This window comes from Streptomyces sp. TLI_146 (genome assembly GCF_002846415.1).
GTDB lineage: Bacteria > Actinomycetota > Actinomycetes > Streptomycetales > Streptomycetaceae > Streptomyces.
On sequence record NZ_PJMX01000001.1, the window covers coordinates 5,534,999 to 5,548,456 of the forward strand.

At 71.1% G+C, this 13,458-nt stretch carries 12 protein-coding genes and 1 pseudogene; 7 read left to right on the forward strand and 6 right to left on the reverse strand.

Annotation, left to right across the window (positions count from 1 at the left end; translation table 11 throughout):
- Nucleotides 1-21 precede the first annotated feature (21 nt).
- Complete coding sequence (locus BX283_RS24875; RefSeq protein WP_101389708.1) at nt 22-1,377, reverse strand: FAD-binding protein; 1,356 nt, start codon at nt 1,375-1,377, stop codon at nt 22-24.
- Nucleotides 1,378-1,574: 197 nt separating this feature from the next.
- Here BX283_RS24875 and BX283_RS24880 point away from each other — a divergent pair.
- From BX283_RS24880 to BX283_RS24895, 4 genes and pseudogenes are all read left to right on the forward strand, one after another.
- A pseudogene (locus tag BX283_RS24880) lies at nt 1,575-2,075 on the forward strand (phosphatase PAP2 family protein); the annotation flags it as partial.
- A 143-nt stretch (nt 2,076-2,218) separates the two neighbouring features.
- Nucleotides 2,219-3,163 carry a decaprenyl-phosphate phosphoribosyltransferase gene (locus BX283_RS24885; RefSeq protein ID WP_101389710.1) on the forward strand — a complete coding sequence of 315 codons (945 nt, stop codon included), beginning with the start codon at nt 2,219-2,221 and terminating at the stop codon, nt 3,161-3,163.
- A gap of 47 nt (nt 3,164-3,210) precedes the next feature.
- The gene (locus BX283_RS24890) at nt 3,211-3,630 is read left to right on the forward strand and encodes a GtrA family protein (protein WP_257583773.1); all 420 of its coding nucleotides are present in this window, start codon (nt 3,211-3,213) and stop codon (nt 3,628-3,630) included.
- Nucleotides 3,618-4,529 (forward strand): YihY/virulence factor BrkB family protein, encoded by a 912-nt coding sequence (locus tag BX283_RS24895; protein WP_101389712.1) that lies wholly within the window; start codon nt 3,618-3,620, stop codon nt 4,527-4,529. Before BX283_RS24890 ends, BX283_RS24895 begins: the two co-directional genes overlap by 13 nt.
- Here BX283_RS24895 and BX283_RS24900 read toward each other — a convergent pair.
- The gene (locus BX283_RS24900) at nt 4,483-5,799 is read right to left on the reverse strand and encodes a D-alanyl-D-alanine carboxypeptidase family protein (RefSeq protein WP_257583774.1); all 1,317 of its coding nucleotides are present in this window, start codon (nt 5,797-5,799) and stop codon (nt 4,483-4,485) included. The two genes, BX283_RS24895 and BX283_RS24900, sit on opposite strands and share 47 nt — an antisense overlap.
- Before the next feature lie 192 nt (nt 5,800-5,991).
- Between BX283_RS24900 and BX283_RS41685 the strand changes: the two genes are divergently transcribed.
- Together BX283_RS41685 and BX283_RS24905 are read left to right on the forward strand one after the other, a co-directional pair.
- Nucleotides 5,992-6,234, forward strand: a complete 243-nt coding sequence (locus tag BX283_RS41685) for an SCO4848 family membrane protein (RefSeq protein WP_257583775.1) — start codon at nt 5,992-5,994, stop codon at nt 6,232-6,234.
- Between the two features lie 263 nt (nt 6,235-6,497).
- Entirely contained in the window at nt 6,498-8,054 is a 1,557-nt protein-coding gene (locus BX283_RS24905) for an ABC transporter substrate-binding protein (RefSeq protein WP_101389714.1), read from the forward strand.
- A 22-nt stretch (nt 8,055-8,076) separates the two neighbouring features.
- Here the strand turns inward: BX283_RS24905 and BX283_RS24910 are convergent, their stop codons facing one another.
- Entirely contained in the window at nt 8,077-8,820 is a 744-nt protein-coding gene (locus BX283_RS24910) for a TetR/AcrR family transcriptional regulator (protein ID WP_101389715.1), read from the reverse strand.
- A gap of 25 nt (nt 8,821-8,845) precedes the next feature.
- A complete protein-coding gene (locus tag BX283_RS24915) occupies nt 8,846-10,093 on the reverse strand; it encodes an MFS transporter (protein WP_180357241.1) in 1,248 nt (415 codons plus the stop codon).
- 93 nt (nt 10,094-10,186) lie between these two features.
- On the opposite strand from BX283_RS24915, the gene BX283_RS24920 reads away from it, so the two are divergent.
- A complete protein-coding gene (locus BX283_RS24920; protein WP_101389716.1) occupies nt 10,187-10,699 on the forward strand; it encodes a MarR family winged helix-turn-helix transcriptional regulator in 513 nt (170 codons plus the stop codon).
- A gap of 233 nt (nt 10,700-10,932) precedes the next feature.
- On the opposite strand, the gene BX283_RS24925 is transcribed toward BX283_RS24920, so the two are convergent.
- Both BX283_RS24925 and sdhA read right to left on the reverse strand, forming a co-directional pair.
- Complete coding sequence (locus BX283_RS24925) at nt 10,933-11,691, reverse strand: succinate dehydrogenase iron-sulfur subunit (RefSeq protein ID WP_101389717.1); 759 nt, start codon at nt 11,689-11,691, stop codon at nt 10,933-10,935.
- Nucleotides 11,691-13,445 (reverse strand): succinate dehydrogenase flavoprotein subunit, encoded by a 1,755-nt coding sequence (sdhA, locus tag BX283_RS24930; RefSeq protein WP_101389718.1) that lies wholly within the window; start codon nt 13,443-13,445, stop codon nt 11,691-11,693. Before sdhA ends, BX283_RS24925 begins: the two co-directional genes overlap by 1 nt.
- Nucleotides 13,446-13,458 lie beyond the last annotated feature (13 nt).

Here is a 13,458-nt window from a genome sequence, read left to right on the forward strand (position 1 = left end):
CTCCTCAGTGGATGGCGACCGTCAGAGGTTCAGGCGGCGGGCGAGGTCCGAGGTGAAGACCCCGTCGGGGTCCAGTTCGCGGCGCAGGGAGCGGAACTCCGGCAGCCGTGGGTACATCCCCTCCAGCACCTCCGGGCGCACCCGCGCGTCCTTCGCCAGGTACACGCGGCCGCCCGCGCCCGCCACCTCCTCGTCCAGCTCGTCCAGGAAGCCGCCCAGGCCCGGCAGGCCCGCCGGGATGTCCAGGGCCAGGGTCCAGCCGGGGCGCGGGAAGGAGAGCCAGCCGGGGTCGGACTCGCCGAAGCGTTTGAGGACCGCCAGGAAGGACGGGCAGCCCCGCCGCGCGATGCGGTGCACCACGCGGCGCAGCGCCTCCTCCTGGCCGTGGCCGACCACGAACTGGTACTGGACGAAGCCGCTCCTGCCGTAGATCCGGTTCCAGTGCGGGACGCCGTCCAGGGGGTGGAAGAACGTCGCGATCGACTGGAGTTCGCCCGTGCGGTGCCTCGGTGCTTTGCGGTACCAGAGTTCGTTGAACGCGGTGACCGTTGCCCTGGTCAGGAGGCCCTCTGGGAAGTGGCGCGGCACCCTCGGCAGACGGGGCGCACGGAAGCGCAGGGGGGCGCCTTGAGCGCGCCTCGGCAGTGCGTCCAGCGGCGCGTGGTCCCCTCTCGTCAGGACCGCTCGGCCCGTCCGCGCGCCGCGCGCCAGCAGGTCGATCCACGCCACCGAGTAGCGGTAGCGGTGGTCCGTCGCCGACAGCCGCTCCATCAAGTCGTCGAGGTCCGCCGCCCGTTCCGTGTCCACCGTCATCAATGACGTCTGTACGGGGTGGAGTTGGAGCTCGGACGCCAGGATCACTCCGGTCAGGCCCATTCCGCCAGCCGTTGCCCGGAACAGGTCGTCCGTCGGCCTCAGCGTGCGGACCTCGCCGTTCGCCGTCAGCAGGTCCAGCTCGCGCACATGGCGCGAGAACGCGCCCGAGCCGTGGTGGTTCTTGCCGTGGATGTCCGCGCCGATCGCGCCGCCGACCGTGACGTACCGCGTCCCGGGCGTCACCGGCACGAACCAGCCCAGCGGCAGCAGGACTTCCATCAGGCGGTGCAGGCTGACGCCCGCCTCGCAGACCACCACGCCCGCCTCGGCGTCGATCCTGCGGATGCGGTCGAGGCCGGTCATGTCCAGGACAGCGCCGCCCGCGTTCTGCGCGGCGTCGCCGTACGCCCGGCCGAGGCCCCGTGCGATGGACCCGCGCGCCCCGCCCGCGAGGACGGCGGCCACCGCCTCCTCGTACGTACGCGGGCGGACCAGCCGGGCGGCCGTCGGGGCGGTGCGGCCCCAGCCGGTCACGGGGGTCGGGGGAGTGGCGGCAGGCATGGGAGCGACCGTAGCGGGGGTTGTGTTCTCTGTGCGGTGCTATGCCCTATTCGTTGTGATACTCACCGAAATGGGTGATTGAGTGAGTGTCAAGCGGCATTGACGCGCATCTGGCGTCGCCGCCGGGGAGAGTCGCGTACGGCTGACGGCCGATCGGCGGGGCTGTCTCACGGAATTGGACGGAAGTGGGGTGGCGGATGCGGTACTCCGGCGCGGACCACCGGCTGCTGTCGGCGCTGCGCGACTGCGGGGCGCGGCCACGGGTGGCCGCCGTCGCCCGCGCGTTCTCGTTCGCCGGGGAGCACGGGGCGGTATGGCTGGCGGGCGGGGCGCTCGCCGCCGCCGTCGACCGGGAGCGGCGCGGGGGCTGGCTGCGGGGCGCGGTGGTGGTCGCGGGGGCGCATCTGGTCAGCATGGGTGTGAAGCGGGTGGTGCGGCGGCCCCGGCCGCGACTGGTCGCCCGGGAGCCGCTGGTGCGTACCGCCGGACGGCACTCGTTCCCCAGCTCGCACGCCACCTCGGCGGCCGCGGCGGCCGTCGCGTACGGCGCGCTGCGGCCCGCCGGGGCGCGGCTCGTGCCGCCGCTCGCCGCCGCGATGTGCGTGTCCCGGCTGGTCGTCGGCGTCCACTACCCCTCGGACGTGCTGGCCGGAGCCCTCCTCGGCGCGGCCACGGCCCGGCTGGGGGCGGGGTGGGTGGGCAGCCCGCAGCCCCTGGGCGACCGGCACCCCCTCGGCAACCGGCGGCCCCTGGCCGGCCCGCACCCCCTGAGCGCCCCCCAGCCCCCCACCCGCCCCCACCCCCCGGCACCCCCCGCCCCCCGGACCACCGGAGCCCCCGCATGACCCGCCCCGGCCTCGTCGTCCTCGAAGAGCAGGCGGCCTCGCAGCCGGGGCGGCGGGCGCTCGGGGTGCCCGCGGGTGTGCTCAGGACCGCGCGGCCCCGGCAGTGGATCAAGAACGTGCTGGTGGCCGCCGCGCCCGCCGCCGCCGGGCAGCTCGACTCGCGCCACACCCTGCGCCAACTCGCCCTGGTCTTCGTGCTGTTCACGGCCGCCGCGTCCGCCGTGTACCTCGTCAACGACGCGCGCGACGCCGCCGCGGACCGCGCGCATCCACAGAAGTGCCACCGGCCGGTGGCCACCGGGCAGGTGCCGGTGCCGGTCGCGTACGCCGTTGGGGGGCTGCTCGCCCTGCTCGCGCCGCTCGGCGCCGCCCTCACCTGCAACGCCATGACGGCGACGCTGCTCACCGGGTACGTGGTGATGCAGCTCGCCTACTGCGTCAAGCTCAAGCACGTCCTCGTCGTCGACCTCGTCGTGGTCACCTCCGGGTTCCTGATGCGGGCGATGATCGGCGGGGTCGCGCTCGCCATCCCGCTCTCGCGCTGGTTCCTGATCACCGCCGGATTCGGCGCGCTGTTCATGGTCGCGGCCAAGCGGTACTCCGAAGCAGTCCAGATGGAGGGGCGCGGCGGCGAGACCCGCGCGCTCCTCGACGCGTACACCACCGGCTATCTGCGGTTCGTCTGGCAGCTCGCGGCGGGCGTCGCGGTCCTCGCGTACTGCATGTGGGCGCTGGAGAGCGGCGGTATGGCGGGCGGCTCGCTGCTGCCGTGGCGGCAGCTGTCGATGGTCCCGTTCATCGGCGGGATCCTGCGGTTCGCCGTGTTCGCCGACCGGGGGAGCGCGGGCGCCCCCGAGGAAGTCGTCCTGCACGACCGGGCGCTGGTGGTCATCGGTCTGGTGTGGGTCGCGCTGTACGGGCTCGCGGTGGCCGACCTGTGAGGCGCGCGGCGGGGGCGGGAGCGCGGGCGCGCGGGGCGCTCGCAGGCGTGCGCCGGGCCGAGCTCATCGGGTTCGCGCTGGCCGGGATCTGCGCGTACGCCGTCGACCTCGGCCTCTTCGTGTGGCTGCGGTCGGGCCTGGCGTGGGACCCGGTCACCGCCAAGTGCCTCTCCTTCGTGGCGGGGTGCACCGTGGCGTACCTGGGCAATGCCTTCGGTACGTACCGGGGCAGCCGGGCCGGGGGCCGCGAGTACGCGGTGTTCTTCGCGGTGAACATCGCGGGGGCGCTGGTGCAGTTGCTCTGCCTCACCGTCACGCACTACGGCCTCGGCTTCACCTCGCCGCGCGCCGACACGCTCTCGGGCGCCGTGTTCGGCATGGCGCTCGCCACCTGCCTGCGCTTTTGGGGCACACGGACGCTTGTCTTCCGTGGTGAGGAGGGTACTCGGACGTCATGGACTGGCTGAAGAATCTTCCCGTCGTCGGACCGTGGGTGGTCCGGCTGATGCGTACGCACGCCTGGCGTTCGTACGAGAGGCTCGACCGGGTGCGCTGGTCCCGGCTCGCCGCCGCGATCACCTTCATCAGCTTTCTCGCGCTGTTCCCGCTGCTGACCGTGAGCGCGGCGATCGCCGCCGCCGTGCTGACCCCGGGCCGCGTCGAGAAGCTCCAGAAGACCCTCGCCGAGCAGGTCCCCGGCATCTCCGACCAGCTCGACCTCCAGGACCTGACCCGCAACGCGGGCACGGTCGGGGTGGTCGCCGGGGCGCTGCTGCTGTTCACCGGCATCGGCTGGATCAGCCAGATGCGCGGCTGTCTGCGGGTGGTGTGGGACCGGGACGACGAGGAGGGCGAGAACCCGTTCCTGCGCCAGCTCAAGGACGGCGGGGTGCTGGTCGGGCTGGGCGGCGCGGGGCTCGCCTCGTTCGTCGCGTCCTCGATCGGCTCGACGGCCGTCGGCTGGACCGCCGACCAGCTGGGCATCGACGAGAACGGCGTCGGCCGGGTGTTCCTGCGGATCGTGGCGATCGCGGTGGCGGCCGCCGCCGACTTCCTGGTCCTGATGTACGTACTGACCCTGCTGCCCGGGGTCTCCCCGCCGCGCCGCCATCTGGTGACCGCCGGGATCATCGGCGCGGTGGGGTTCGAGCTGCTGAAGGTGCTGCTCGGCGGCTATATGCAGGGGGTCGCCGCCAAGAGCATGTACGGGGCGTTCGGGGTGCCCATCGCGCTGCTGCTGTGGATCAACTTCACCGCGAAGCTGCTGCTGTTCTGCGCCGCCTGGACGGCCACCCCGGCCAAGGAGGACGACCCCGATATCACTTCTTCCGGCGCACCAGCTCAGGAAGAGGCCAGCGCCGGTTGAGCAGGAACACCCCGGCGGCGACGACCAGGAGCGCGCCGCCCGCGATGGCGAGCGCGGTGCCGATACCGCCGGAACCCGGCCCCTTCGTGGTGACCGCCGCCTTGGCGGTGTCGCCGGCGCCGGCCGCCGCGGGCGGCGAGCCCTGCGGGGCGCCGCTGGGCGCCGCCGACTTGGGCGGGACCAGCTCGCCCACCGGGGTGACCTTGCCGGCCGCCGCGAAGCCCCAGTCAAGGAGGCGGGCGGCCTCCTTGTAGACGGCCTGGCCCTCGGAGGAGTCCGGGTTCATCACGGTGACGAGCAGCACCCGGCCGTCGCGCTCGGCGACCCCGGTGAAGGTCGCGCCCGCGTTGGTGGTGTTGCCGTTCTTGACGCCCGCGATGCCCTTGTACGGGCTGAGGCCGTTGTCGCCGGTGAGCAGCCGGTTGGTGTTCTGGATCTCGATGTAGTCCCGCTCGGGGGTCTTGCCCTCGGCGGTCTTGCCTTCGGCGCCGGGGATCTTGGCGGTGGCGGTGGAGCAGTACTCGCGGAAGTCCTTCTTCTGCAGGCCCGAGCGGGCGAACAGGGTGAGGTCGTACGCGCTGGACACCTGGCCGGGTGCGTCGTAGCCGTCCGGCGAGACCACATGGGTGTCGAGCGCCTGGAGGTCGTCGGCGTGCGCCTGCATGTCCTGGACGGTCTTGGGCACCCCGCCGTTCATCGCCGACAGGACGTGCACGGCGTCGTTGCCCGAGCGCAGGAAGACGCCGAGCCACAGGTCGTGCACGGTGTACGGCAGGTTCGCGTGGAGGGGGACGATGCTGCTGCCCTCGCCCATCCCTTCGAGGTCGGCCGGGGCGACCGTGTGCACGTCCGTCTTGGGGAACTTCGGCAGTACGGTGTCCGCGAAGAGCATCTTCAGGGTGGAGGCGGGAGGCAGCCGCCAGTGCGCGTTGTGCGAGGCGAGCACCTGCCCGTTCTCGGCGTCCGCGACGATCCACGAGCGGCCCGTCAGATCCATCGGCAGCACCGGCGCGCCCGCGCCCAGCTTCACCTGGGTGCCGGGCTGCCCGAGCCGCGCGCCGCCGACCTTCGACATGCCGGCCGGCGGCGGGTCGGGGTCCTTGCGTGCCTTGCCCGCCTTGCCGGGGTCGGCCGGCTTGGCGGGCTGCCCCTGGGTGCCCGGTTTGTCATCGTTCGCCACGGCCGACGCGGGCGCGGCGGTGAGCGCGGGCAGCAGCGCGGCGACGGCGACCGCCAGTGCGATTTTCGCGGGCTTCTTCACAGCAGACACGGACGAGAACGTACAGGTCGAAGGTGGCGTTCCGAACACCGGAGGGGGGACCCGCCGGGAGCCGCCACCCGCCCGGCTGTGCCCGCTTCGCCCCGGAGATGCCGATTCCCCGACGCCCGCCCGGTCGTCGGCCGGGCGAAGGCGGCCGCGATACTGGGGGAGAAGCCCCTCCCCGCCTGAAGGAAGCCCCCCATGAAGCTCAGCCGTCGCGTCTCGTGGTTCCTGCTCGCGTTCGGCGCCTGGTCGTGGACGGTATGGGCGACCTTCGTCAAAAACCTGTGGAAGGACGCCAGCGGCCTGGCGTTCGATGATGGCCGTCCGACTGGCTATTTCTGGGTGCATCTGACTCTCGCCGTGGTCTCGTTTGTTCTAGGGACGGCGATTGGCGTGCTCGGGTTCCGCGGGGTGCGGGCGTCGCGCCGCGTGGAGCAGTAGCCGGCTCCGACCCGCCAAGCGGTTCCGGTGGTCCGGCGGGTCCGGTCCGTACGGCAGTCGTGTGCCGGACCGCCGCCGGCGCCGGGTCACGGACCGCTAACGAGTGGCGGCGCCCCCCTTGTCACGCGCGGCTAACGAGTAGCTGTGTAGTGAAGATTTCCTCTTCCGAATGTGAAACCCGTGTGATTGGGTGATCGCCATCACAGGTGTGCCCGGGGGGTCGGGCCGCCTGAAGGGGTGGGCGTTCCGAGGAGAGCACGGCGATGCGGTCGATCCGTATGCGGGTTCTGGCGATATGCGCGGTAGTGGTGGTCGCCGGTGTGGGGGGATGGCAGCTGCTGCCGTCCGATGGACAGAAGAAGGATCCGATCACGGTCGGGACGACGGACGCGATCACGTCCCTGGACCCGGCCGGCGCCTATGACGCCGGATCGTGGGCGCTGTACAGCAACGTCTACCAGTCGCTGCTGACGTTCAAGCCGGGCTCGGCGGTGCCGGTGCCGGACGCGGCCCGGGGCTGCAAGTTCATCGGGCTGAAGCTGACGACGTATCAGTGCGAGCTGCGCGACGGGCTGACGTTCTCGTCCGGCCGCAAGATCACCGCGGCCGACGTCAAGTTCTCCTTCGACCGGGTGATGAAGATCAAGAGCGATGTGGGGCCCGCCTCGCTGCTCTCCTCGCTCGGATCGGTCCAGGCCGACGGCGACACCGTCACCTTCAACCTGAAGACCAAGGACGCGACCTTCCCGTCGAAGCTCGCGACCGGCGCCGGGTCGATCGTCGACAGCACCGCGTACCCGGAGACGTCGTTGCGCAAGGGCAACAGCGTGGTCGGCTCCGGCCCGTACCTGCTCAAGTCGTACAAGCAGGGCCAGAGCGCGGTCCTGGAGCCGAACCCCGACTACCGGGGCGCGGTCTCCAAGACGGGCCTGCCCGTCGAGGTCCGCTACTTCGCCGAGTCCGACCAGCTCAACCAGGCGTGGACGGCCCGGCAGGTCGAGGTGGCGCACCGCCAGATGCCGCCCAAGGTGCTCGCCAAGCTGTCGCCCGGCGACCCGGACATACGCATCAGCGAGACACCCGGCGCCGAGACCCGCAACCTGAACATCAACGTCCGCCCCGGCCACCCGCTGGCCAAGATCAAGGTGCGCCAGGCGCTGGCCGCGCTGATCGACCGGCCCGCGCTGGCCTCGGGCGTCTACGACGGCACGGTCGAGCCGCTGTTCTCGCTGATCCCGCAGGGCTTCACCGGCCACAGCACGGCCTTCTTCGACGCCTACCCCAAGGTGGACGTGGCGAAGGCGAAGGCGCTGCTGAGGTCGGCGGGCGTGCAGACACCGCTGAAGTTCACGCTCGCCTACCGCAAGCTCGGGGCCAACGGCGCCGAGGCCGACATGCTCAAGAAGCAGTTGGAGAACGGCAACCTGTTCGACGTCGACCTGCTCGCCGAGGCCGACTGGACCAAGATGCAGAAGAACTACGCGGCCGGTGTCTACGACGCGTACACCGCGGGCTGGGTCGCGGACTTCCCGGACCCGGACAACTTCAGCCAGCCGCTCGTCGGCACCGGGAACAGCCTGCACACCGGGTACTCGGACAAGGACGTCGACGGCATCATCCAGCGCACCCAGCAGTACAGCGACCGGGGCCGTACCGCCGACGACTTCAAGGCGCTCCAGGACAAGGTCGCCGAGGACGTGCCGCTGATCCCGCTGTGGCAGGGCAAGGACTACGTGGTCAGCAGCCGCAGCGTCGGCGGCCTCCAGTACGTGTCCGACGGCACGGGCGTCTGGCGGCTGTGGGAGCTGGACTGGATCTGAGGGCCTGTTCTCGAAGCCGGGGCTAACGCTCCGGCTTCGCGGGCTTCTTGCGGGCCGTGGCCGCCTGCGCCATGCCCGGCAGGAAGTCCGTGAACAGCTCGTGCACCTCGTGGACGAGCGGCCGCAGCACCCGGAAGCGGGCCAGCGCCACACCGCGCGTGGTGAGCTTGGCGCCGCGCGCGGCCAGCCGGTAGCTGCGCTCGCGGCCCTCGGAGCGGTCGAAGACCCAGTAGAGGACCAGGCCCATCTGGGAGAGCCACATCAACTCGGGCAGTACGTCGACGAGTTCGGCCGGGACTTTGGTCTTCGTCCCGGCCAGCACCTCGCGGTGCACGTCGATGGCCGCCTCGCGGGCGTGCTCGGACTCCGGCGAGAAGGGGCTGAGCGGGCTGTCCGGATCCGCCGCGTTCTTGAAGAACTGCGCCGCGAACTCGTGGTACGGGGCCGCGATGTCCAGCCAGGCGCTGAGCACCCCGGCGAGGCGCGCCTCCAGATCGGTCTCGCGGTCGAGCACGTCCCGGACGGCCGCCTGGTGTTCGGCGGCGATCCGGTCGTAGAACCCCTGGATCAGATGCTCTTTGCCCGCGAAGTAGTAGTACGCGTTGCCGACCGAGACCCCGGCCTCCTTGGCGATGGCCCGCATGGTCGTCTTGTCGTAACCGAGCTCCTGGAACAGCCGCATGGCGGTCTCCAGGATCAGGGTGCGGGTCTGCTCGCCCTTGGCGGGACTCTGCTCGCTCTGGGCGACCTGGTTCTCTGCTGGCACGCCCAGAGCCTACGCATGACCGCGTTCAGACTTCCGCCCGGGTGAGTACGGGAGTGTCCTCCACCGGGCGGCCGAACCGGCGCACCCCCGGCACCGCCGCCGTCGCCAGACAGGCACCGCCCACCACCAGCGCGGCGGCCAGCAGCGGCACTTCGGGCCCCCAGGCGTCGGCGGCCAGCGGCCCGAGCGCGTACCCGACCGGCATCGCCGCCAGCGAGAGCAGCCAGTCGTACGAGGTGACGCGGGCCAGGGCGTGGCTCGGGATGGCCGACTGCACCGCGGTCTCCCAGACCGGCGAGAGGAAGCCGAGCCCGAGCTGGGCGACTCCGTACGCGGCGATACAGACCGGCGCCGGGGCGGACAGCGCGAGGAGCGTCAGCGGCAGGGCGTAGGTGGCCAGGCCCAGATTGGCGGTCAGGATGGGGCGCCTCGGCCTGGCGCGCCCGGCGAGCAGCGAGCCGAGCAGCAGGCCCACCGCGCCCGCCTGCATGAACGCCAGCCAGAACGTCTTGCCGTCGAACCGCTCGAAGGCGATGGCCGGTCCCAGCGTCATCAGGACGGCGGCGGCGCCGTTCCACGCGGAGTGGGCGAACAGGCTGGTCCAGTACCAGTCGCGCGACCGCATCTCGCCCCAGCCCTCCTTGAGGTCGGCGGCGAGCGAGCGCCGGGCCAGCGGCACGTGCCGCACCCGGATCGTGCTCAGCAGGGCCGCGCTGACCGCGAAGGAGGCGGAGTCGAGCACGAAGGCCCAGCCGGGTCCCGCGGTCAGGATGAGCACGCCCGCGAGCGCCGGGCCGCCCAGCCGGGTCGCGCTGCTGACCACGCCCATCAGGGCGTTGGCGCGCCGCCGGTTCGCCTCCTCGACCGTGCCGGTGATCAGCGGCGCCAGCGCGGGCATCGCGAAGGCGGAGGCGCAGCCGCCGATCGCCTCGGCGAGCGCGATCTGCCACAGCCGGGGCTCCCCGCCGAGCAGTTCGACGCCCACGAAGAGCTGGGTGGCGCAGCGGACGAGGTCGGTGCCGAGCGCGACCGTACGGGCGTTGACGCGGTCGCCCATGACGCCGCCGAAGGGCAGGAGCAGCAGCTTGGGGACCATCGAGCAGGCCAGCACGATCGCGAGCTTGGCGGTGGAGCCGGTGGCTATGAAGACGGCGAGGGAGAGCGCGGCCGGGATCACGGCGTCGCCGAGCAGGGACAGCGAGCGGCCGATGAACAGCAGCCGGAACGCGCGCGTGCGCAGCGGATGGGGCAGGGGAGGGGGCAGTGGTGGCATGGCGGCAATCTATTTCGGTTCCGAATAATTCGTCAACGAAATATTTCGCGGCCGAAGGGGCGGGGCGGGCGCCCGCGTACGTACGATCAGGACATGGAGCGCGCAGACGGAGCCGAGGAGCAGCGGGACTGGACCGACGGGCACGTGGAGCAGTGGCTGCCGGTGCTGCCGGGGCTCGACCCGGTGGTCGAGGGCGCGGTGACGCGGATGAAGAAGCTCTCCGTCCACCTCCAGCGCGTACGGGAGCAGTCCTTGGTCGACTTCGCGCTCGACCGGCCGGAGTTCGACACGCTGCACAAGCTGGCGGGGCGCGGGGGTACGGCGACACCGTCGCAGCTCGCCATGGACCTGGACCTGGCGCCCGCGTCCGTCACGGGCCGCCTCGACGCGCTGGAGCGGCGGGGGTTCCTGCGCCGTACGCCCTCCACGACCGACCGGCGGCGGGTCCACGTCGAGCTGACCGAGTCGGGCCGGGCGACGTGGCGGGGGGCGATGGACATGCTGGGGGACGAGGAGTCGCGGGTGCTGGGGGCGTTGTCGCTCGTTGAGCGGGTGCAGCTGAATGACATGCTGCGGCGGATCATGCGTGTTGCCGAGGGCCGTTGACCGCGTTCGGGGGGCCCGGTCTTCGTCTGCGGCCCGGTGGTGGGTTGCTCGCGCAGTTCCCCGCGCCCCTGAAATGCGCCCCTTCGGGGCGCCCATGGGATTGCCGCGCAGCGGCATTCAAGGGGCGCGGGGAACTGCGCGACCAGTTGGGGACGGCCCGCAGACGAATGGAAACCGCGCGGAACGCGAAAGCCCCGCCTCCCGGGAGGGAAGCGGGGCAGACGCAGAAGGAATTAGAAGCGGCGCGTGATCAGCGCGCGCTTCACTTCCTGGATCGCCTTCGTGACCTCGATGCCACGCGGGCACGCGTCCGTGCAGTTGAACGTGGTGCGGCAGCGCCACACGCCGTCCTTGTCGTTCAGGATCTCCAGCCGCTGCTCCCCCGCCTCGTCACGCGAGTCGAAGATGAAGCGGTGCGCGTTGACGATCGCCGCCGGGCCGAAGTACTGGCCGTCGTTCCAGAACACCGGGCACGACGAGGTGCACGCGGCGCACAGGATGCACTTGGTGGTGTCGTCGAAGCGCTCGCGGTCCTCGGCGGACTGCAGCCGCTCACGCGTCGGCTCGTTGCCCTTCGTGACGAGGAAGGGCATCACGTCGCGGTACGCCTGGAAGAACGGGTCCATGTCCACGACCAGGTCCTTCAGGACCGTCAGGCCCTTGATGGCCTCGACCGTGATCGGCTTCTCCGGGTTCAGGTCCTTGATCAGCGTCTTGCAGGCGAGCCTGTTCTTGCCGTTGATCCGCATGGCGTCCGAACCGCAGATGCCGTGCGCGCACGAGCGCCGGAAGGTCAGCGAGCCGTCCAGGTCCCACTTGATCTTGTGGAGACCGTCGAGCACGCGCTCCTTCGGGTCGATCTCGACCTGGAAGTCCTGCCAGGTGGCCTCGTCCGAGATCTCCGGGTTGAACCGGCGGATCCGGAAGGTGACCGTGATGTACGGGGAGTCGGCGAAGCCCGCCTCCGCCTTTTCCAGAGTGGGGGTGGCCATCAGTACTTACGCTCCATCGGCTGGTAGCGGGTCTGGACGACGGGCTTGTAGTCGAGTCGGATCGAGTCCTTGCCGCCGTCCGCGACCTCGCGGTACGCCATGGTGTGGCGCATGAAGTTGACGTCGTCGCGGTTGGGGTAGTCCTCGCGGTAGTGACCGCCGCGGGACTCCTTGCGCGCCAGGGCCGAGACGGCCATGACCTCGGCCAGGTCGAGCAGGTTGCCCAGCTCGATGGCCTCCAGGAGGTCGGTGTTGAACCGCTTGCCCTTGTCCTGGATCGAGACGTTCTTGTAGCGCTCGCGGAGCTCCGCGATCTTCTCCACGGCCGTCTTGATCGTCTGCTCGGTGCGGAAGACCATGACGTTGGCGTCCATGGTCTCCTGCAGCTCCTTGCGGATCACCGAGACCCGCTCGGTGCCGGTGGACGACAGCAGGTTCTTGACCTGGGTCTCCACCAGCTCCGCCGGGTTCGCCGGGAGCTCGACGTAGTCGTGCTTGGCGGCGTACTCGGCGGCGGCGATGCCGGAGCGCTTGCCGAACACGTTGATGTCGAGCAGCGAGTTGGTGCCCAGGCGGTTGGCGCCGTGCACCGACACGCAGGCGACCTCGCCGGCCGCGTACAGACCCGGCACGACGGTGGTGTTGTCCGCCAGGACCTCACCCTCGACGTTGGTCGGGATGCCGCCCATGGCGTAGTGCGCGGTGGGCTGGATCGGGATCGGGTCCGTGTACGGCTCGATGCCCAGGTACGTACGCGCGAACTCGGTGATGTCCGGGAGCTTCGCGTCCAGCTGCTCCGGCGGGAGGTGCGTGAGGTCGAGGTAGACGTGGTCGCCCTCGGGACCGCAGCCGCGGCCCTCACGGATCTCCGTGTAGATGGAGCGGGACACGACGTCACGGGACGCGAGGTCCTTCATGACCGGCGCGTACTTCTCCATGAAGCGCTCGCCGTCCTTGTTGCGGAGGATACCGCCCTCACCGCGGGCGCCCTCCGTCAGCAGGATGCCCATGCGCCAGATGCCCGTCGGGTGGAACTGGAAGAACTCCATGTCCTCCAGCGGCAGACCGCGGCGGTAGCAGGCGGCCTGGCCGTCACCGGTCAGGGTGTGCGCGTTGGAGGTCACCTTGAAGAACTTGCCGGTGCCGCCGGACGCGTAGATCACGGACTTCGCCTGGAAGACGTGGATCTCGCCGGTCGCGAGCTCGTACGCCACCACGCCGGCGGACGTCTTGACGCCGTCGACCTCGGTGATGAGCTGGTCGAGCACGTAGAACTCGTTGAAGAACTCCACGCCCTCCTTGACGCAGTTCTGGTACAGCGTCTGGAGGATCATGTGGCCGGTGCGGTCCGCGGCGTAGCAGGACCGGCGGACCGGGGCCTCGCCGTGGTTGCGCGAGTGGCCGCCGAAGCGGCGCTGGTCGATGGTGCCGTCCGGGGTGCGGTTGAACGGCAGGCCCATCTTCTCCAGGTCGAGGACCGCGTCGATGGCCTCCTTCGCCAGGATCTCGGCGGCGTCCTGGTCGACCAGGTAGTCACCGCCCTTGACCGTGTCGAAGGTGTGCCACTCCCAGTTGTCCTCCTCCACGTTGGCGAGCGCGGCGGCCATGCCGCCCTGCGCCGCGCCCGTGTGGGAGCGGGTGGGGTAGAGCTTCGTCAGCACCGCGGTGCGGCTGCGCTTCGTCGCCTCGATGGCGGCGCGCATACCGGCGCCACCGGCGCCGACGATGACGGTGTCGTACTTGTGGATCTTCATCAGAGAATTCCTC

Coding starts and splice junctions, on each gene's coding strand:
- BX283_RS24875 (WP_101389708.1), bottom strand. CDS start 1,377: ATGCCTGCCGCCACTCCCCCGACCCCCGTGACCGGCTGGGGCCGCACC.
- BX283_RS24885 (WP_101389710.1), top strand. CDS start 2,219: ATGACCCGCCCCGGCCTCGTCGTCCTCGAAGAGCAGGCGGCCTCGCAG.
- BX283_RS24895 (WP_101389712.1), top strand. CDS start 3,618: ATGGACTGGCTGAAGAATCTTCCCGTCGTCGGACCGTGGGTGGTCCGG.
- BX283_RS41685 (WP_257583775.1), top strand. CDS start 5,992: ATGAAGCTCAGCCGTCGCGTCTCGTGGTTCCTGCTCGCGTTCGGCGCC.
- BX283_RS24905 (WP_101389714.1), top strand. CDS start 6,498: ATGCGGTCGATCCGTATGCGGGTTCTGGCGATATGCGCGGTAGTGGTG.
- BX283_RS24915 (WP_180357241.1), bottom strand. CDS start 10,093: ATGCCACCACTGCCCCCTCCCCTGCCCCATCCGCTGCGCACGCGCGCG.
- BX283_RS24920 (WP_101389716.1), top strand. CDS start 10,187: ATGGAGCGCGCAGACGGAGCCGAGGAGCAGCGGGACTGGACCGACGGG.
- BX283_RS24925 (WP_101389717.1), bottom strand. CDS start 11,691: ATGGCCACCCCCACTCTGGAAAAGGCGGAGGCGGGCTTCGCCGACTCC.
- sdhA (WP_101389718.1), bottom strand. CDS start 13,445: ATGAAGATCCACAAGTACGACACCGTCATCGTCGGCGCCGGTGGCGCC.